The 19,330-nt window shown below is 64.9% G+C and carries 19 protein-coding genes; 17 read left to right on the top strand and 2 right to left on the bottom strand.

Features of this window, described 5'->3' with window-relative positions; genetic code table 11:
* Window position 1: 1 nt before the first annotated feature.
* Complete coding sequence (map, locus tag LQ564_RS24375; RefSeq protein ID WP_231060716.1) at window positions 2–838, bottom strand: type I methionyl aminopeptidase; 837 nt, start codon at window positions 836–838, stop codon at window positions 2–4.
* A 259-nt stretch (window positions 839–1,097) separates the two neighbouring features.
* Here map and rpsB point away from each other — a divergent pair, with 259 nt between their 5' ends.
* From rpsB to LQ564_RS24290, 17 genes are all read left to right on the top strand, one after another.
* Window positions 1,098–1,847 (top strand): 30S ribosomal protein S2, encoded by a 750-nt coding sequence (gene rpsB / locus LQ564_RS24370; protein WP_231060715.1) that lies wholly within the window; start codon window positions 1,098–1,100, stop codon window positions 1,845–1,847.
* A 152-nt stretch (window positions 1,848–1,999) separates the two neighbouring features.
* Window positions 2,000–2,908: a translation elongation factor Ts gene (tsf, locus tag LQ564_RS24365; protein WP_231060714.1), complete on the top strand. Its 909-nt coding sequence runs from the start codon at window positions 2,000–2,002 to the stop codon at window positions 2,906–2,908.
* Window positions 2,909–3,194: 286 nt separating this feature from the next.
* Window positions 3,195–3,911, top strand: a complete 717-nt coding sequence (gene pyrH, locus LQ564_RS24360) for a UMP kinase (RefSeq protein WP_231060713.1) — start codon at window positions 3,195–3,197, stop codon at window positions 3,909–3,911.
* A 56-nt stretch (window positions 3,912–3,967) separates the two neighbouring features.
* Window positions 3,968–4,528 carry a ribosome recycling factor gene (gene frr / locus LQ564_RS24355; RefSeq protein ID WP_231060712.1) on the top strand — a complete coding sequence of 187 codons (561 nt, stop codon included), beginning with the start codon at window positions 3,968–3,970 and terminating at the stop codon, window positions 4,526–4,528.
* A 117-nt stretch (window positions 4,529–4,645) separates the two neighbouring features.
* Entirely contained in the window at window positions 4,646–5,398 is a 753-nt protein-coding gene (gene uppS, locus LQ564_RS24350; protein ID WP_231060711.1) for a polyprenyl diphosphate synthase, read from the top strand.
* Between the two features lie 38 nt (window positions 5,399–5,436).
* Window positions 5,437–6,267, top strand: coding sequence for a phosphatidate cytidylyltransferase (locus tag LQ564_RS24345; RefSeq protein WP_231060710.1), 831 nt, complete (start codon window positions 5,437–5,439; stop codon window positions 6,265–6,267).
* A 22-nt stretch (window positions 6,268–6,289) separates the two neighbouring features.
* On the top strand, window positions 6,290–7,465 hold the full coding sequence (ispC, locus tag LQ564_RS24340; protein ID WP_231060709.1) for a 1-deoxy-D-xylulose-5-phosphate reductoisomerase: 1,176 nt from the start codon (window positions 6,290–6,292) through the stop codon (window positions 7,463–7,465).
* 4 nt (window positions 7,466–7,469) lie between these two features.
* Entirely contained in the window at window positions 7,470–8,807 is a 1,338-nt protein-coding gene (gene rseP, locus LQ564_RS24335; RefSeq protein ID WP_231060708.1) for an RIP metalloprotease RseP, read from the top strand.
* A gap of 75 nt (window positions 8,808–8,882) precedes the next feature.
* Window positions 8,883–11,216, top strand: a complete 2,334-nt coding sequence (gene bamA / locus LQ564_RS24330) for an outer membrane protein assembly factor BamA (RefSeq protein ID WP_231060707.1) — start codon at window positions 8,883–8,885, stop codon at window positions 11,214–11,216.
* Window positions 11,217–11,234: 18 nt separating this feature from the next.
* Window positions 11,235–11,759, top strand: coding sequence for an OmpH/Skp family outer membrane protein (locus LQ564_RS24325; RefSeq protein ID WP_231060706.1), 525 nt, complete (start codon window positions 11,235–11,237; stop codon window positions 11,757–11,759).
* A 76-nt stretch (window positions 11,760–11,835) separates the two neighbouring features.
* Complete coding sequence (gene lpxD / locus LQ564_RS24320) at window positions 11,836–12,909, top strand: UDP-3-O-(3-hydroxymyristoyl)glucosamine N-acyltransferase (protein WP_231060705.1); 1,074 nt, start codon at window positions 11,836–11,838, stop codon at window positions 12,907–12,909.
* Window positions 12,906–13,388 (top strand): 3-hydroxyacyl-ACP dehydratase FabZ, encoded by a 483-nt coding sequence (gene fabZ / locus LQ564_RS24315; protein ID WP_231060704.1) that lies wholly within the window; start codon window positions 12,906–12,908, stop codon window positions 13,386–13,388. Before lpxD ends, fabZ begins: the two co-directional genes overlap by 4 nt.
* 1 nt (window position 13,389) lies before the next feature.
* Window positions 13,390–14,178 carry an acyl-ACP--UDP-N-acetylglucosamine O-acyltransferase gene (gene lpxA, locus LQ564_RS24310; protein ID WP_231060703.1) on the top strand — a complete coding sequence of 263 codons (789 nt, stop codon included), beginning with the start codon at window positions 13,390–13,392 and terminating at the stop codon, window positions 14,176–14,178.
* Between the two features lie 52 nt (window positions 14,179–14,230).
* Complete coding sequence (lpxB, locus tag LQ564_RS24305; RefSeq protein ID WP_231060793.1) at window positions 14,231–15,361, top strand: lipid-A-disaccharide synthase; 1,131 nt, start codon at window positions 14,231–14,233, stop codon at window positions 15,359–15,361.
* A 5-nt stretch (window positions 15,362–15,366) separates the two neighbouring features.
* Window positions 15,367–16,011 carry a ribonuclease HII gene (gene rnhB, locus LQ564_RS24300; protein ID WP_231060702.1) on the top strand — a complete coding sequence of 215 codons (645 nt, stop codon included), beginning with the start codon at window positions 15,367–15,369 and terminating at the stop codon, window positions 16,009–16,011.
* Window positions 16,008–16,796: a TrmH family RNA methyltransferase gene (locus tag LQ564_RS24295; RefSeq protein ID WP_231060701.1), complete on the top strand. Its 789-nt coding sequence runs from the start codon at window positions 16,008–16,010 to the stop codon at window positions 16,794–16,796. The genes rnhB and LQ564_RS24295 overlap by 4 nt, the downstream gene beginning before the upstream one ends.
* 51 nt (window positions 16,797–16,847) lie before the next feature.
* The gene (locus tag LQ564_RS24290; protein WP_231060700.1) at window positions 16,848–18,044 is read left to right on the top strand and encodes an EAL domain-containing response regulator; all 1,197 of its coding nucleotides are present in this window, start codon (window positions 16,848–16,850) and stop codon (window positions 18,042–18,044) included.
* A gap of 435 nt (window positions 18,045–18,479) precedes the next feature.
* Here LQ564_RS24290 and ppsR read toward each other — a convergent pair whose 3' ends face one another.
* Window positions 18,480–19,328, bottom strand: coding sequence for a posphoenolpyruvate synthetase regulatory kinase/phosphorylase PpsR (ppsR, locus tag LQ564_RS24285; protein ID WP_231060699.1), 849 nt, complete (start codon window positions 19,326–19,328; stop codon window positions 18,480–18,482).
* Window positions 19,329–19,330: the final 2 nt, after the last annotated feature.

The following is a 19,330-nucleotide window of genomic DNA, read 5'->3' as shown; positions in this document are numbered from 1 at the left end:
TTTACGCCGCGACCGGGGCGTACTGCGGCAGCAGCGCGTGCACGATGGCGGGCGCTTGCGGGCTGCCGGCCGACATCGTCAGCACCTCGACGCCGGTCTCCGTCACCAGGACGGTGTGTTCCCACTGGGCCGACAGGCTGCGATCCTTGGTCTTGATGGTCCAGCCGTCCGGCATTTCCTTGATCTCGCGGCGGCCGGCGTTAATCATCGGCTCGATCGTGAAGATCATGCCGGGGACCAGCTCCTCGCCGGTGCCGGGGCGGCCATAGTGCAGCACCTGCGGCTCTTCGTGAAACTTGCGGCCGACGCCGTGGCCGCAGAACTCGCGCACCACGCTGTAGCCGTTCTTTTCGGCGTGCTGCTGGATCGCGTGGCCGATGTCGCCCAGGCGGTTGCCCGGCTTGACCTTGGCGATGCCCAGCCACATGCACTCGAAGGTGACTTCCGACAGGCGCCTGGCCATGATGGTCGGTTCGCCGACCAGGAACATGCGGCTGTTGTCGCCGTGGAAGCCGTCCTTGGTGATCGGCGTGATGTCGATGTTCAGCGCATCGCCGCTTTTCAGCGCCTTCTCGCCCGGGATGCCGTGGCAGATGACGTCGTTGACCGAGGCGCAGATGGAGCCGGGGAAGGGCGGGTAGCCCGGCGGCGCATAGTTCAGCGTGGCCGGCTGGGTGCCCTGCACGTTGATCATGTAGTCCTTGGCCAGGCGGTCGAGCTCGCCGGTGGTGACGCCGGGCTTGACGAAGGGCGTGATGTAGTCGAGCACTTCCGAGCCGAGGCGGCAGGCGATGCGCATGCCTTCGATTTCTTCGGGTGTTTTTGGGGTGGAGGTCATGAAAAGCTTGTCCTGCAAATAAAATGGTCGGTATTTCCTGAATGTCGTGATTATAAGGGTTCCGCCGGACGGGCGGGAAACACGCCCCCTGGATGCAACCCTTGATAAGAAGGCTGAATACGGCTAGAATCTCGGGTTGCTCGGATTCGCATCGAGCAATGTTGTAAAAAACGACTTTTTAAATGAAATCGCGAACGCGGCCGCAAAGGGTGCCTGCAAGGTGACTGGCCACGTTCAAGACCCAACCCTGGAGAATTACATGTCCGTTACTATGCGCGAAATGCTGGAAGCCGGTATCCACTTCGGCCACCAGACCCGTTTCTGGAACCCGAAAATGGCTCCGTTCATCTTCGGCCACCGCAACAAGATCCACATCATCAACCTGGAAAAGACCCTGGCCATGTACCAGGACGCGATGAAGACCATCAAGCAGATCTCCGCCAACCGCGGCACGATCCTGATGGTCGGCACCAAGCGCCAGGCACGCGACATCATCGCCGCTGAAGCCCAGCGCGCTGGCGTCCCGTACGTCGACCAGCGCTGGCTGGGCGGCATGCTGACCAACTTCAAGACCATCAAGACCTCGATCAAGCGCCTGAAGGACATGGAAGCGCAAGTGGAAGACGGTTCGGTCGAGAAGCTGTCGAAGAAAGAAGCGCTGATGTTCTCGCGCGAAATGGAAAAGCTGCAGAAGTCGATCGGCGGCATCAAGGACCTGGGCGGCATTCCCGACGCGATCTTCGTGGTCGACGTCGGCTACCACAAGGGCGCCATCACCGAAGCCGGCAAGCTGGGCATCCCGGTCATCGGCGTGGTCGATACCAACCACTCGCCGGAAGGCGTGACCCACGTGATCCCGGGTAACGACGACTCGTCGAAAGCGATCACCCTGTACGCACGCGGCGTCGCCGATGCGATCCTGGAAGGCCGCGCCAACGCCACCAACGAAGTCGTTGAGATGGTCAAGGCCGGCGGCGACGACTTCGTCGAAGTTTCCGAGCAGGCATAATGCGAGGGCAGGGTAATCCCTGCCTGAGCGAAGAAGGGGGCGCCCGTGTGGCACAAGCCCCCCTTTTTTTAAGCATCGAGCTTAGCAATAAATTATCGTGTGGCTGTTCCCGGAACAGTTGCACTCTCTAATCAATATTTGGGAGAAAACACATGGCAGCTATTACCGCAGCGATGGTGGGTGAACTGCGCGCGAAAACCGACGCGCCGATGATGGAATGCAAGAAAGCACTGACCGAAGCCGAAGGCGACATGGGCCGTGCCGAAGAGATCCTGCGCGTCAAGCTGGGCGGCAAGGCATCGAAGGCAGCATCGCGTATCACCGCTGAAGGCGTGGTCGCGGCTTACATCGCCGGCAACGTCGGCGCGCTGGTCGAAATCAACAGCGAAACCGACTTCGTTGCCAAGAACGACGACTTCCTGGCCATGGCCAACCTGGCGGCCAAGCTGGTCGCCGAAAACAACCCGGCCGACGTCGCCGCTCTGGCAGCGATCCCGCACGACGGCAAGACCTTCGACGACGTGCGTACGGCATTGATCGGCAAAATCGGCGAGAATATGACCGTGCGCCGCTTCCAGCGCTTCGAAACCGCCGGCAAGCTGGCATCGTACCTGCACGGCGCCCGCATCGGCGTCATGGTCGAGTTCGAAGGCGCGGACGAGCAAGTCGGCAAGGACGTCGCGATGCACATCGCCGCGATGAAGCCGGTCGCCCTGTCGGCAGAATCGGTGCCGGCCGAAATGATCGAGAAAGAGCGTTCGGTTGCTGAACTGAAAGCCAAGGAAGACGCCGACAAGGCCGTCGCCGAAGGCAAGCAGCCGCAATCGGCTGAAATCGTCGCCAAGCGTATCGACGGTTCGGTGCAGAAGTACCTGAAAGAAGTTTCGCTGCTGAACCAGGCATTCGTGAAGAACGACAAGCAGTCGATCGAACAGATGCTGAAGGCCGCCGGCACCACCGTGAAATCGTTCACGATGTACGTCGTCGGCGAAGGCATCGAGAAGAAGGTGGACGACTTCGCAGCGGAAGTCGCAGCCCAGATGGCTGCCAACAAGCAGTAATTGAAAGCGGGCCGTAAGGCCCGTTTTTGTAGGGTGGTGCTGCGTGCGTTCGTGGTAGCGCATGCAAACCTGGGTCCCGGCCTGCGCCGGGACGACGTGCGGAGGGAGCGGGCCGTCGCAGCCTGACGTTGACCTCCAGCCGCAACAACCGTCGTACCGGCGAAGGCCGGTACCCAAGTTGATAAACAAGCCACCCACGCTTCCATCCGCCCCCGGCAGATGAGACCCGCGCCAACAGCGCCCGGTCAGACCCGAATTCGAAACACAACATAGGAGCCGCTTCATCATGACAAAACCAGCCTACCAACGAGTCCTCCTCAAACTGTCTGGCGAAGCGCTGATGGGTGACGATAACTTCGGCATCAACCGCGCGACCATCGAGCGCATGGTGGCCGACGTGGCGGAAGTGGCGAAGCTGGGGGTGCAGGTGGCGGTCGTGATCGGCGGCGGCAACATCTTCCGCGGCGTGGCCCCGGGCGCCCAGGGCATGGACCGCGCCACCGCGGACTACATGGGCATGCTCGCCACCGTCATGAACGCCCTGGCCCTGGCCGACGCCATGCGCCACGTGGGCATCACCGCGCGCGTGATGTCGGCGATCGCCATCGAGCAGGTGGTCGAGCCTTACGTGCGTCCGAAAGCCCTGCAGTACCTGGAAGAGGGCAAGGTCGTCGTGTTCGCCGCCGGCACCGGCAACCCCTTCTTCACCACCGACACCGCGGCCGCCCTGCGCGGCGCCGAGATCTCGGCCGAGATCGTCCTCAAGGCCACCAAGGTCGACGGCGTCTACTCCGCCGACCCGAACAAGGATCCGAACGCGACCCGCTACAATTCGATCACCTTCGACGAAGCGATCAGCAAGAACCTGCAGGTGATGGACGCCACCGCGTTTGCCCTGTGCCGCGACCAGAAGCTGCCGATCAAGGTGTTCTCGATCGTCAAGCCGGGCGCCATGAAAGCGGTCATCATGGGCGAGGACGAAGGTACACTGGTGCACGTCTAAGCCGTAGAATCGCAGTTTGTTGAATATATTTGAACCAAGAAAAACAGGAGAGCAGCATGTCCTTAGCTGATGTGAAAAAGAACGCCCAGGATCGCATGACCAAGTCGATCGACACCCTGAAGGCCAACCTGGCGAAGGTCCGCACCGGCCGCGCCCACGCCGGCATCCTCGACTCCGTGATGGTCGAGTACTACGGTTCGCCGGTCCCGCTGTCGCAGGTCGCCAACCTGACCCTGATCGACGCCCGCACCATCGGCGTGGCGCCGTTCGAGAAGAAGATGGCGAACACCATCGAGAAAGCGATCCGCGACTCCGACCTGGGCCTGAACCCGTCGTCGCAGGGCGACACCATCCGCGTGCCGACCCCGCCGCTGACCGAAGAGCGCCGCAAGGAAATGGTCAAGCTGACCAAGTCGGAAGGCGAAGACGCCAAGATCGCCGTGCGCAACATCCGCCGCGACGCCAATGAAGCGGCCAAGAAAATGGTCAAGGACAAGACCGCGTCGGAAGACGAAGAGCGCCGCTCGAACGACGAGATCCAGAAACTGACCGACAAGTTCGTCGCCGAAATCGACAAGCTGCTGGCCGACAAAGAAAAGGACATCATGACCGTCTAAGACGGGCAATGTCCAAGCGGACCGGCCCCGGCATTGCCGCGGCCGGTCCGATCCCTTTAAGAACGGCTGCCGCGGCCGCCCTCGACGGGTGCGGCGTCAGTCCTGCTGGAAGCAACGATGTTCAAGAGTTCGACCGCCGCCATCCCCGACACGCGCCCCGTGCCGCGCCACATCGCCATCATCATGGACGGCAATGGCCGCTGGGCGACCAAACGCCTGCTGCCGCGCGTGGCCGGCCACGTCAAGGGCGTGGAGGCGGTGCGCGGCGTGGTCGAGCATTGCGTCGAGCGCGGGGTCGAATACCTGACCCTGTTCGCCTTTTCCTCGGAAAACTGGCGCCGTCCGGCCGAGGAAGTCTCGCTGCTGATGAAGCTGTTCGTCACCGCGCTCGAGCGCGAAGTGTCGAAGATGCACGCGAACAATATTCGCCTGAAAGTCGTGGGCGACCTGAGCCGCTTCGACCCGAAGCTGCAGGAAATGATCAACGCGGCGGAGCGCCGCACCGCCAACAACAGCCGCCTGACGGTCACCGTGTGCGCCAACTATGGCGGGCGCTGGGATATCATGCAGGCAACAAGCAAGATGGTGGCGGCCAATCCAGGCGTCACCGAGTACGCCGAAGAGCTGCTGGCGCCGCACCTGGCCATGGCCTATGCGCCCGAGCCCGACCTGTTCATCCGCACCGGCGGCGAAGAGCGCATCTCGAACTTCCTGCTGTGGCAGCTGGCGTATTCGGAGCTGTACTTCACCAAGACCTTCTGGCCCGATTTCACCAAGGCCTCGCTGGACGAAGCGATCGCCTCCTACCACGACCGCGAACGCCGCTTCGGCCAGACCGGCGAGCAGGTGGCCCAGAAGACCCAGTCGTAACGACATCGTCAACATAGACAACAGAACAACGACCGACAATGCTGAAGATCCGGATCATTACCGCGCTCGTCCTGCTGGCAGTGCTGCTGCCGGTCCTGTATCTCAATAACACCATGGCGTTCGCGGTGGTGGTGTCCGTGTTCTTCGGCGCCGCGATCTGGGAGTGCTTCCGCCTGTTCAACCCGGACAGCAAGCGCGCGGCGCTGATCGCGGTGTTCTGGACCGCCGCCTTCGCCTATGCTTTCTTCATCCAGCCCGGCGGCAACCCGACCTTCTGGTTCGCCATCAGCGTGCTGCTGTGGGCGCTGCGCTTCGCGCCGTCCCTGAAGCTCGGCCTGCCGGCGCTGGGCACGAACGGCAACACCTTCCTCAGCCTGGTCTACGCGATCGCCGTGGTCGGCTGCTTCGCCGCCATCGTCACCCTGTTCTCGTATTCGCCGCTCTACCTGCTGTCGGTGATGGCCATCGTCTGGGCCGCCGACATCTTCGCCTACTTCTGCGGCAAGACTTTTGGGAAGCGTAAGCTGGCGCCCTCGATCTCGCCAGGTAAATCCTGGGAAGGCGCGATCGGCGGCGGCGTCGCCGTCCTGCTGCTGGCCACGCTCGCCATCGTCGAATGGGGCGATGCGCTGGCCAACACCTTCCCGGTGCGCGTGCAGGCCAGCCTCGGCTGGGGCGCCCTGTACGCCGTGCTCATCCTCATCGTCGCGGCCAGCGTGGTCGGCGACCTGTTCGAATCCCAGCTCAAGCGCCGCGCCGGCTTCAAGGACAGCAGCAACCTGCTGCCCGGCCACGGCGGCGTGCTGGACCGCGTCGACGCACTCGTCCCGGTCCTGCCCTTGGCAGCCCTGATCGGCGCCTGGCTGTAGCAACACTCTAAGGAACACCACAATGCAGCGCATCACCATCCTGGGCGCCACCGGCTCGATCGGCGCCTCGACCCTCGACGTGCTCGCCCGCCATCCCGACCAGTACAGCGTCTACGCGCTGACGGCCCACGGCCGCGTCGAGGAACTGGCCGAAGCCTGCCGCCGTCATCGCCCGCAGCGCGCGGTGGTCGGCACGGCGGAAGCGGCGCGCCGCCTGGCCGCATTGGTCGCGGACCTCGGCATCGCGGTGGAATACGGCGAGCAGGCCCTGTGCGATGTGGCGTCCCACGCCGACACCGACACCGTGATGGCCGCCATCGTCGGCGCGGCGGGTCTCGCCCCGACCCTGGCCGCGGCGCGCGCCGGCAAGAAGGTCCTGCTGGCCAACAAGGAAGCGCTGGTCATGTCCGGCCAGCTGTTCATGGACGCGGTGCGCGAGCACAAGGCGACCCTGCTGCCGATCGACAGCGAGCACAATGCGATCTTCCAGTCGCTGCCTGGCTCGTATGCGCGCGACCCGGATGCGGCCGGCGTGGCGAAGATCCTGCTCACCGCCTCGGGCGGCCCCTTCCTGAGCCGCGCCGTCGAGTCCCTGGAGCAGGTGACCCCCGACGAAGCCTGCAAGCACCCGAACTGGGTCATGGGCCGCAAGATCTCGGTCGATTCCGCCACCATGATGAACAAGGGCCTGGAAGTGATCGAGGCCCACTGGCTGTTCGGCGCGCCCGCGGACCGGATCGAGGTGGTGATCCACCCGCAGAGCGTGATCCACTCGATGGTCTCCTATGTGGACGGCTCGGTGCTGGCGCAGCTGGGCAACCCCGACATGCGCACCCCGATCGCCCACGCGCTGGCCTATCCGGAGCGGATCGCCTCGGGCGTGGCCCAGCTCGACCTCACCGAGATGGCCGCACTGCAGTTCCACAAGCCGGATTTTGCCCGCTTCCCCTGCCTGGCGCTGGCCTTCGACGCCCTGCGCGCGGGCGGCACCGCGCCGGCCCTGCTGAACGCGGCCAATGAAGTCGCGGTCCAGTCCTTCCTGGACCGCGAGATCGGTTTCCGCGACATCGACCGCGTGATCGCCACCGTGATGGATGATGTCGCACACGGCCCGGCGCCGACCATCGAGGCGGTGCTGGCGCAGGATGCCCGCGCGCGCGAAGCCGCCCGCAGCGCCATCGCCGCCCTGCGAGGCTGAGACCATGAGCCTGCTGTACACCATCGTCGCCTTTCTGCTGGCGCTCGGACCCCTGATCATCCTGCATGAACTGGGCCACTATCTGGTGGCGCGCGCTTGCGGCGTGAAGGTGCTGCGTTTCTCGGTCGGCATGGGCCGCGTGGTGTGGTCGCGCCGTTTCGGCAGGGACCAGACCGAGTGGGCGGTGTCCGCGCTGCCGCTGGGCGGCTACGTCAAGATGCTCGATAGCCGCGACCCGGAAACCGCGCCGAAGGACGAATCCGAATTCGACCGGGAGTTCACGCGCCAGAGCGTGTGGCGCCGCATCGCCATCGTGGCTGCCGGCCCGCTGGCCAACTTCCTGGTCGCGATCGGCCTGATGGCGGTGCTGTTCATGCACGGCGTCGACGAGCCTTCGGCGCGCCTGCGCGCGGTGCCGGCCGGCTCAAGCGCCCAGCAGGCCGGCGTGCAGGGCGGCGATACAGTCGTCGCCGTCAATGGCAACCCGGTCCAGTCCTGGTCCGAGCTGCGCTGGCAGGTCCTGCACGCGGCGGTCGACAAGACTGAAGCCCGCCTGTCGCTGCGCGGCCAGCATGGCGGCACCTATGACGCCGTGATCCCCGCCAGTGCGGTCGCACAACTCGACGTCGACGGCGACGTGATGAAGGCGCTCGGCCTCGACCTGTGGCGCAAACCGGCCCGCATCGAACAGGTCTTGCCGGGCGGGGCAGGGGAGCGCGCCGGCCTGCTGGCGGGTGATACGGTGCTGCGCGCCGACGGCAAGATCGTCGACGACGGCTTGACCTTCACCGAGACCATGCGCGCTTCCGCCGGACGCCCGGTGCAGCTCGAAGTCCAGCGTGGTGAACGGTTGCTGCCGATCGTGGTCGAACCCGAGCGTGACGCCAACGGGCGCGGCGTGGCCAAGGTCATGCTGGCGCAGCCGGTCGAGATGGTGACGGTGTCGTCCGGGCCGTTCGAGGCGCTCGCCAAGGGCGTGGAGCGGACCTGGGAAACCAGTGTGATGACGCTGAAGATGATCGGGAAAATGGTTACCGGGGAAGCATCTTGGAAGAATGTCACCGGTCCGATCACCATTGCCGATTATGCCGGACAAAGCGCGCGGGTTGGTCTGGCCACCTATTTGCAGTTCATCGCATTTATTAGTATTAGCTTAGGCGTAATGAATTTGTTACCAATTCCGGTTCTGGATGGTGGCCATTTACTGTATTATTCGCTGGAAGTTTTGACCGGGCGCCCCCTGCCTGCACGTGTTGGAGAGTTCGCACAGCGCTTCGGGGTCGGCCTGCTGTTCATGCTGATGGCGCTCGCCGTCTTCAATGACCTGGTGCGGTTGCTCTAGCGGTTGCCTGATCAGGGACCGTGCACCGGTAAAACAATATGTATGTTGTCCAATGACTGACCTGAAATACAGCCAATGAATTCACAACCGAATCGCTTTGCCCTGCCGTTCATCCGTCGCAGCTCCATCGGCGCAGCCGTACTGGCCCTGTGCGCCGGTAACGCACTCGCCGTCAACCCGTTCGTGGTCAAGGATATCCGGGTCGAAGGCATCCAGCGTACGGAAGCGGGCACCGTGTTCAGCTACCTGCCGGTGCGCGTGGGCGAGACCTTCGACGACGACAAGGCGACCGCCGCCATCAAGGCCCTGTTCGCGACCGGCTTCTTCAAGGACATCCGCCTGGAAGAGGAAAACGGCGTGCTGGTGGTGCTGGTCGAGGAACGCCCGGCGATCTCCTCGGTCGACTTCACCGGCACCAAGGAATTCGAGAAGGACAACCTGGTCAAGGCGCTCGGCGAAATCGGCGTCGGCGTGACCAAGATCTTCGACAAGGCGGCGGTCGACCGCGCCGAGCAGGAACTCAAGCGCCAGTACCTGTCGCACGGCCTGTACGGCGTGAAGATCACGACCACCGTCACCCCGATCGAGCGCAACCGCGTGACGATCATGTTCAACGTCGACGAAGGCGAGATCGCCAAGATCCGCCAGATCACCTTCGTGGGCAACAAGGCCTTCAGCGACAAGCAGCTGCGCGAGCAGCAGGAGCTGTCGACCTCGGGCTGGTTCACCTGGTACTCGAAGGCCGACCAGTACTCCAAGCAGAAGCTGACCGGCGACCTGGAAGCGATCAAGTCCTTCTATCTCGCCAACGGCTACCTCGAAGCCAACGTCGAATCGACCCAGGTCTCGATCACCCCCGACAAGAAGGACATCTACCTCACCGTCAACATATTCGAAGGCGAGAAGTACACCGTCTCGAGCGTGAAGCTGGAAGGCGAGACCTTCGGCCGCGAGGAAGAACTCAAGCAGCTGATCCTGCTGAAACCGGGCAAGACCTATTCGGGCGACCTGCAGGAAGCCACCAACAAGCTGATCTCGGACCGCCTGGGCACCTTCGGCTATGCCTTCGCCAACGTGACGGCCAACCCGGAAATCAACCGCGAGAAGCGCGAAGTCGCTTTCACCTTCTTCGTCGACCCGGGCAAGCGCGCCTACGTGCGCCACATGAACATCTCGGGCAATACCGTCACCCGCGACGAAGTCATCCGCCGCGAATTCCGCCAGTTCGAGAGCTCGTGGTACGACGCCAACCGCGTCAAGCTCTCGCGCGACCGCGTCGACCGCCTCGGCTACTTCAAGGACGTCAAGATCGAGACCCCGGAGTCGCCGGGCACCTCCGACCAGGTGGACGTCAACATGATCGTGGAAGAGCGCCCGACCGGCAACTTCATGATCGGCGGCGCCTTCTCGCAGGCCGAGAAGTTCACCTTCACCGCGTCGATCTCGCAGGCCAACTTCGCCGGCAGCGGCCAGACCATCGGCGTCGAGGTCAACACCAGCAAGTACAACCGCACGATCGCGCTGTCGCAGACCAACCCGTACTTCACCGACGACGGCGTCTCGCGCTCGTTCCAGGTCTACCACCGCAATTCGCGTCCGCTGTACGGCTACGGCACCTACTCGACGCGCCAGACCGGCGGCAACCTGACCTTCGGCGTGCCGTTCTCGGAAAGCGATACCGTGTTCTTCGGCGCCGGCGTGGAACGCACCGAGATCGAGACCGACATCAACAGCCCGTTCAGCTACCTGCAGTTCGTGCGCGATAACGGCGGCCCGGCCAGCGGCATCGGCCGCGCCTCGACCTCCGCGATCCCGGTGACCGTGGCCTGGGGCCGCGACACCCGCGACAGCGCGGTGACACCGACCCGCGGCCGCTTCCAGCGCGCCAACCTCGAAGTCGACTTCATCGGCGACGTCAAGTACGCGCGTGCGGTGTACGAGCAGCAGTGGTACCGTCCGCTGACCTCGTGGATGACGCTGGCCCTGCGCGGCGAGTTCGACTACGGCAAGGGCTTCGGCGGCAACGCCTACCCGGTCTTCAAGAACTTCTACGCCGGCGGCATCGGTTCGGTGCGCGGCTTCGAGAGCTCGACCCTGGGCGTGGTGGACCAGAACTACGGCTACGCGATCGGCGGCGCCAAGCGCATCATCGGCAACGCCGAGCTGCAGTTCCCGTTCCCGGGCGGCGGCAAGGACCGCAGCCTGCGCTGGTTCACTTTTGTGGACGGCGGCCAGGTCTACCAGGAAAAGGAGAAGATCCTGCTCGACCGGATGCGCTATTCGGCCGGTGTCGGCCTGCAGTGGATTTCCCCGGTCGGCCCGCTGAAGTTGAGTTATGCTAAGCCCCTGAACGCCAAGCCGGGCGACCAGACCGAACGCTTCCAGTTCCAGATGGGTACCGGCTTCTGACCCTTTCGGAGAATGACCTTGAATAAGCTGATCGCCTCTTGGCCCCGGACCCTGCTGCTGGCTGCGGTGTGCATGGCGCCGCTCGGCCATGCCCTGGCCCAGGGCCAGGCCGGGCCGAGCCGCATCGGCTTCGTCGCCACCGAGCGCCTGATGACGGAATCGAAGATGGCCAAGACCGCGGACGCCCGCATCCAGGCCGAGTTCTCGAAACGCCAGAAGGTGGTCGAGGAGACCGTCACGAAGCTCAAGCAGATGTCGGAGAAGTTCGACAGCGAGGCGGCCGGCCTGACCGACGTCGAGCGCACCCGCCGCGCGCGCGAGCTGCTGAACATGGACAAGGACGTCCAGCGCATGCAGCGCGAGTTCCAGGAGGACCTCATGCAGCGCAAGAACGAAGAGCGCGCCGCCATCGCGACCCGCGCCTACAAGATGATCGAGCAGGTCGCCGAGCAGGAAAAGCTCGACGCCGTGCTGGCCGAAGCCGCGTGGTTCAGCCCGCGCATCGACATCACCGACAAGATCCTGAAGCTGCTGGACAAGTAGCCGGCGCCGCCGCGTCCCCAGGGGGCGCGCGATCCCGGACTGCCCCGGCGGCTTCCAGCCACCTGGATGCATGACATTGACTGACACCCGACATACCCCGCCCGGCGTCCGCCTGGCCGACCTGGTCGAGCGCTTCGGCGGACAGCTGGTGGGCGACCCCGAGCTGGTCGTCGCGGCGATCGCGCCGCTCGACAGCGCCGGCAGCACCGACATCAGCTTCCTCAGCAACAGCAAGCTGCGCGCGCTGGCCGCGCAAAGCCAGGCCGCGGCCCTGATCCTGTCGCCGCTGGACGACCCGACGGTATCCGCGACCTTCGAAGGCGCGCGCATCGTCACCACCAACCCCTACGCCTACTTCGCGCGCACCGCGCAGTACTTCGTGTCGCTGACGGAAACCCCGGCGCGGCCGGGCATCCACCCGAGCGCGGTGGTCGATGCCGGCGCCCTGGTCGACCCGACCGCCCACGTCGGCCCGAACGTCACCATCGAAGCCGGCGCCGTGATCGGCGCGCACGCGGTGATCGACGCCGGCTGCTACGTCGGCAAGGAAGCGCGCATCGGCGCCCACACCCACCTGTTCGCCAACGTGACCTTCCACGCCGGCTGCAGCATCGGCGCGCGCGGCATCATCCATTCCGGCGCCGTGATCGGCACCGACGGCTTCGGCTTCGCGGTCGAAGGCGGCAAGTACATCAAGATTCCGCAGACCGGGGCGGTGGTGATCGGCGACGACGTCGACATCGGCGCCAACACCTGCATCGACCGCGGCGCGCTGGCCGACACCGTGATCGAGGACGGCGTCAAGCTCGACAACCAGATCCAGATCGGCCACAACTGCCATATCGGCGCCAACACCGCGATGGCGGGCTGCGTCGGCGTGGCCGGCAGCGCCAAGATCGGCAAGGGCTGCACCTTTGGCGGCGCCGCCATGGTGCTGGGCCACCTGGAAATCGCCGACAACGTCCACATATCGTCCGGCAGCATGGTGTCGCGCTCGGTGCTCGAGCCGGGCCAGTACACCGGCTTCTACCCGCTGGCCAAGAACGCCGAGTGGGAACGCAGCGCCGCCATCGTGCGCAACCTCGGCTCGATGCGCGAGAAGATCCGCGCGCTGGAAAAGACCATCAAAACTCTCACAGAACAACAATGACTACCGAACAGACCACCACCAAGACGACCCTCGACATCAACGGGATCAAGGAATACCTGCCGCACCGCTATCCGCTGCTGCTGGTCGACCGCGTGCTGGACGTCGAGCTGGGCAAGCGCATCACCGCCATCAAGAACGTCACCGTCAACGAAGAATTCTTCAACGGCCACTTCCCGCACAAGCCGGTGATGCCGGGCGTGCTGATGATCGAAGCGATGGCGCAGACCGCGGCCATCCTGTCGTTCATGACCATGAACGTGAAGCCGGACGAGAACTCGGTCGTCTACTTCGTGGGCATCGACAATGCGCGCTTCAAGCGTCCGGTCGAGCCGGGCGACCAGCTCAAGATGGACATCGAGATCCTGCGCGTCTCGCGCGGCATCTGGAAGTACAAGGCCGTCGCCACGGTGGACGGCAAGGTCGCGGTCGAGGGTGAGCTGATGTGCACCATCCGCGCCAACGAAGCAGCAGGTGCCTGAAATGAGCAAGATCCATCCCAGCGCGATCGTCGACCCCAGGGCGGAGCTGGACGGCTCGGTCGCGGTGGGACCGTACTCGGTCATCGGCCCGGACGTGCGCATCGGCGCCGGCACCGTGGTCGGCCCGCACGTGGTCATCGAAGGCCATACGACGATCGGCAAGGACAACCGCTTCTTCCAGTTCTGCTCGATCGGCGGCGCGCCGCAGGACAAGAAGTGGAAGGGCGAACCGACCCGACTCGAGATCGGCGACGGCAACACCATCCGCGAATTCGTCACCATGAACCTGGGCACCGCCCAGGACGAAGGCATCACCCGCCTGGGCGACGACAACTGGATCTCGGCCTACGTCCACCTGGCGCACGACTGCCAGGTCGGCAGCCACACGATCTTCTCGAACAATGCCCAGCTGGCCGGCCACGTGCACGTGGGCGACCACGCCATCCTGTCGGGCTACTGCGGGGTGCACCAGTTCTGCAAGATCGGCGCCCATGCCTTCATCGGCATGTACACCAGCCTGACCCAGGACGTGCCGCCGTTCGTGCTGGTGTCCGGTAACCCGGCCGGCCAGCGCGGCGTCAACATCGAGGGCCTGAAGCGCCGCGGCTTCTCCCGCGAGCAGATCGACGGCATCCGCGCCGCCTACAAGCTGCTGTACCGCTCGGGCCTGACGCTGGAAGAGGCCAAGGCCGCCCTGACGGAAGAAGAAAGCCGCTCGCCGGCAGCCGCCGGCGATATCCGCGCGATGCGCGAATTCCTCGGGTCGGCCAGCCGTGGCATCGTCCGCTGATTTTTCCCTCGAGGGTGCGCTCCCGGGCGCGCCTCCGGGCGTGAGCCTGGCGATGGTCGCCGGCGAGGTGTCCGGCGACATGCTGGCCGCGCGCCTGATGGCGGGCCTCAAGCCGCAGCTGCCGAACGTGCGCTTCCATGGCATCGGCGGCGCGCGCATGCGGGAAGAGGGCATGGTGTCCGACGTGCCGATCGAAACGCTCACGGTGCGCGGCCTGTTCGAGATCATCCCGCGCTACCGCGAGATCAAGGGCATCCAGAACACCCTGCGCGACCGCCTGCTGAAGGAACGGCCCGCCGCCTTCATCGGCGCCGACTACCCCGGCTTCAACCTCGGGCTGGAAGAGCAACTGCGCGCGGGCGGGATCCCGACCGTGCACTTCGTCAGCCCGCAGATCTGGGCCTGGCGCGGCGGCCGCATCAAGAAGATCAAGCGCGCGGTCTCGCACATGCTGGTGATCTTCCCCTTCGAGGAAGCGATCTACCGCGCGGCCGGGGTGCCGGTGACCTATATCGGCCACCCGCTGGCCGAGATGATTCCGCTGGCGCCCGACGTGGCGGCGGCGCGCGCGGCGCTCGGCATCGCGCCGGATGCGCGGGTGGTGACCATCATGCCGGGCAGCCGGATGGGCGAGCTGAAATACCTGGCCGAGCCCTTCGTCGCGGCGGCGAAGCTGCTGGCGCAGCGCGATCCGCAGCTGGTCTTCATCGCGCCGATGGCGGGCGAGCGCCAGCGCGCCGCGTATGCCCAGATCGTGGAAAGGGCGGGCCTGGCCGACGTGCCGGTGCGCCTGCTCGACGGCCAGTCGCACGAGGCCATCGCGGCCGCCGACGCGGTGCTGGTGGCGTCCGGCACCGCGACCCTGGAAGTGGCGCTGTTCAAGAAGCCGATGACCATCGCCTACAAGGTGATGGAGGCGTCCTGGCAGATCATGCGCCACATGGGCTACCAACCGTGGATCGGCCTGCCGAACATCCTGGCGCGCGAATTCGTCGTGCCCGAGTATCTGCAGCACGCGGCCACGCCGCAGGCGCTGGCCGATTCGGTGTGGCGCCAGCTGGACGATCCCGCCGGCGGCGAGCTGCTGGCGCGGCGCTTCACGGACATGCATCACAGCCTGCTGCGCAACAGCGCGGAGGCGAGCGCGGACGCTGTGCTCCGCGTGATCGGCAAGAGAAAATAAACGACATGAGCAGGAAGAAGTTCAACCTCTACCCCGGCCTGCCGCCACGGCTGCGGCCTTTCACCGACCTCGATATCGTCTGTGGCGTCGACGAGGCCGGCCGTGGTCCGCTGGCCGGGCCGGTGTTCGCCGCCGCCGTCATCCTCGATCCGAAGAAGCCGATCGAGGGGCTGCGCGATTCGAAGAAGCTGACCGAGGCGCGCCGCGACGAACTGGCGCCGCAGATCAGGGAGCACGCGCTGGCCTGGGCCATCGCCGAATGCTCCTGCGAAGAGATCGACACCCTGAACATCCTGCACGCGACCATGCTGGCGATGCGCCGCGCGGTGGAAGCGCTCTCGATGCTGCCGACCATCGCCCTGATCGACGGCAACCGTTGCCCGCCGATGGGCGTCAGGGCGCACGCGGTGGTCGAAGGCGACGACAAGGTGCACGCCATCTCGGCCGCCTCGATCCTGGCCAAGACCGCGCGCGACGCCGCGCTGGTGCAGCTGCACGTCCAGTATCCGCAGTACTGCTTCGACCAGCACAAGGGCTACGGCACCGCGCTGCACCTGGCGCGCCTGCGCGAGCACGGCCCGTCGCCGGTGCATCGCCGCTCCTTCGGCCCGGTGCGCGAACTGCTGCAAGTCGACATGTTCGCGGCATGAAGAGCATCACCTCGCGCGACAACGCGTTCTACAAGGAGCTGAAAGCGCTCGCCACCAGCTCGCAGGCGCGCCGCAAGGCGGGCAGGAGCCTGCTCGACGGCGTGCACCTGTGCCGCTCCTGGCTCGACCTGCGCGGCGCGCCGCTGCACTGCGTGGTGTCGGAGGGCGCGTTGGCCAACCCGGAAGTCGCGGCCATCGTGGCCGAGTGCGAAGGGCTGCATGCGCCTGTGACGGCGCTGCCGGACGCGCTGTTCGGCGCCGTCAGCCAGGTCGAGAACGGCGTGAATATCGTGTTCATCGTCGAGTCGCTCACGCCGTCGAAACCGGCGGGCTTGACTGAATCGGCCGTGCTGCTGGACGGCGTGCAGGACCCCGGCAACGTCGGCTCGATCCTGCGCAGCGCGGCGGCGAGCGGCATCAGGCAGGTCTACTGCAGCCCGGGCACGGCGTTCTGCTGGTCGCCCAAGGTGCTGCGCGCCGCGATGGGCGCCCACTTCGTGCTCGACATCTTCGAGAACGTCGCATTGCCCGAACTGGTGCGGGGCGCGCGGGTACCGGTGCTGGCCACCAGCGGCTACGCCAGCGAACAGCTCTACACCCTCGACCTGCGTGAGCCGGTGGCGTGGGTGCTGGGGCACGAAGGGCAGGGCGTGTCGCAGGAGCTGCTGGACCTGGCCACGCACCGGGTCGCGGTGCCGCATGCCGGCAAGGTGGAGTCGCTGAACGTCGCCGCCTGCGCCGCGGTGTGCTTTTTCGAACAGTTGCGCCAGCAGAGCGCACGATAGACGACGGGCCGGGCGCAGGGTAATCTAGGGCCTGGCAGAAGTGGAGTAGAGATGGACATCGCGCATTTGCATTTCCTGGTGGCGGAAGCCGACGCGGCCCAGCGCCGAGCGCTGGTGGAGCTGCTCGGCCAGTTGGGCGCAAGCCGGGTCACGGACGTCCCCGACGGCCACCTGGCGCTGCAGCGCCTCGACGCCGGCGTCGGCCCGAAGATCGACATCGCCATCGTCGACCTGGCGCTGCCCGGCATGGACGGCCTGGAACTGCTGCGTCACCTGAACGGCGCGCACGAGGGCCTGCGCCTGATCGTCACCGGCGCCCAGCCGGCCAACCTGCTGTTCTCGGTCGAGACCCTGGCCCAGGCCGTCGGCGTCGACCTGCTCGGCACCATCGCCAAGCCGGTCAGCGCCGTCAAGCTCAAACCCCTGCTCGACAACTACACCCCGCTGGCGCGCGTCGACGAGCGTCCGGCGGCGCCGCGCTTCGGCTTCCCGGACATCGGCGTCGGCCTGCAGAAGCGCCAGTTCGAGCCCTTCTTCCAGCCCAAGATCGAACTCGCCACTGGTCAAGTGAAAGGCCTGGAAGCCTTCGCCCGCTGGCGCCACCCCGAACACGGCGTGCTCGGCCCCGCCTCCTTCATCGACGCGCTGCAAGAGAACAACCGGGTCGACTTCCTCGACTGGAGCATGATCGAGCTGTCCGCCGAGCGCTGCCGCTGGTTCCAGGACCAGGGCATCCCGGTGCCGATCTCGCTCAACCTGGCCCCCGAAACCCTGGCCAACGCCGCGTTTCTGCGCCAGATCAGCGCCTGCGTCCAGCGCCACGGCATCCTGCCCGAATACCTGACCTTCGAGATGCCGGAGTCCTCGGTGCTGAACACCGACCCGAACTTCATCGAACGCCTGGTGCGCCTGCGCATGATGGGCTTCGGCCTCGCCATCGACGACTACGGCACCGGCCGCTCCAACCTGCAACTGCTGGCCCGCATCCCCTTCACCGAACTGAAGATCGACCGCAGCTTCGTCGACGGCGCTTCCAAGCGCCGCCCGCTGGGCACCGTCCTGCGCTCCTGCCTCGGCCTGGCCCACAGCCTCGAGCGCATGTCCGTCGCCGTGGGCGTCGAAACCCGCCAGGACTGGGACTTCCTCCAGAACCTCGGCTGCACCTACGCCCAGGGCTACCACATCGCCAACCCCATGGAAGCCGCCGCCTTCCCCAACTGGCTCGAAGACTGGCGCCACTTCTTCTAATTGGGGTCAGAGTCGAATTACTGAGCAATTTCTCAGAATTTCCCCATAATTCGACTCCGACCCTAATTGCTGAGAATTAATTGTCCAGAAACTTAATCAGGGTCAGAGTCAAATTATTGAGCAATTTTCCAGAATTGCTCGACAATTGGACTCTGACCCTCATGGATATTGCGGTCAGATTTTCGCTCGGTTATCGAAAATTACTTTGCTCAATTGTTCAGTGAAATTAATTGCTGAGCTAAAACGAATTTCGTAATCCGCAGCAAAAAATCAATGAGGGTCAGAGTTGAATTGTTCGGAAATTTAACAAAGTTATCAAACAATTCGACTCTGACCCCAATTAGGTTCGCTACGCAGCACGTCAGCGCAAATGAGGGTCGGAGTCGAATTATGGGAAATGTTTGAAAGTTTCCGAATAATTCGACTCTGACCCCATTAGTATTCGCGGCGGTCGGGTTTGATTTCTTGCAGGATGGTGGTGGCGATTTCTTCGATCGATTTGGTGGTCGAGGACAGCCAGCGCACGCCTTCGCGCTTCATCATCGCTTCCGCCTCGTTCACCTCATAGCGGCAATTCTCGATCGACGCATACTTGCTGCCGGCGCGGCGTTCGTTCCGGATCTGGGACAGGCGCTCCGGCGTGATGGTCAGGCCGAACAGCTTCGATTTGAACGGCGGCAGCGAAGAGGGTAGCTTGCCGCGTTCGAAGTCGTCCGGAATCAGCGGATAGTTCGCCGCCTTCAGCCCGTACTGCATCGCCAGGTACAGGCTGGTCGGCGTCTTGCCCGAGCGCGACACGCCCACCAGGATCACGTCGGCCTCGGCCAGGTTCTTGTGCGATTGCCCGTCGTCGTGCGCCAGCGAGAAGTTGATGGCTTCGATGCGGTTCTTGTATTCCTCGGTGTCCACCGCATTGTGGATGCGCCCGATCGTGTGCGTCGACTTGACCCCCAGCTCCTGCTCCAGCGGCGCGACGAAGGTCTGGAACAGGTCCATGTGCATCCCCTGCGCCGCCCGGATCACGCTCGACAGGTCGTGCTTCACCAGCGTCGAGAACACGATCGGCCGCTGGCCGTCGCGCGCGAAGCTGTCGTTGATGCGGCGCGCGGCGTCGTGCGCCTTGTCGATCGAATCGATGAAGGGCAAGCGGATCTGGCGGAAGCGCATCTCGAACTGGCTCAGCACCGCGTGGCCGAAGGTTTCGGCCGTGATGCCGGTGCCGTCGGAGACGAAGAACACGGTGCGCGTGGATGGGACAGGAGGGGCGCTGGCTTCGATGGTCATGG

The sequence above is a fragment of the Massilia phyllostachyos genome (assembly GCF_021044825.1).
Classification (GTDB): Bacteria; Pseudomonadota; Gammaproteobacteria; order Burkholderiales; family Burkholderiaceae_D; genus Telluria; species Telluria phyllostachyos.
Note: the sequence above shows the minus strand (reverse complement) of the source record. Positions and strands in the feature narration are given on the sequence as shown.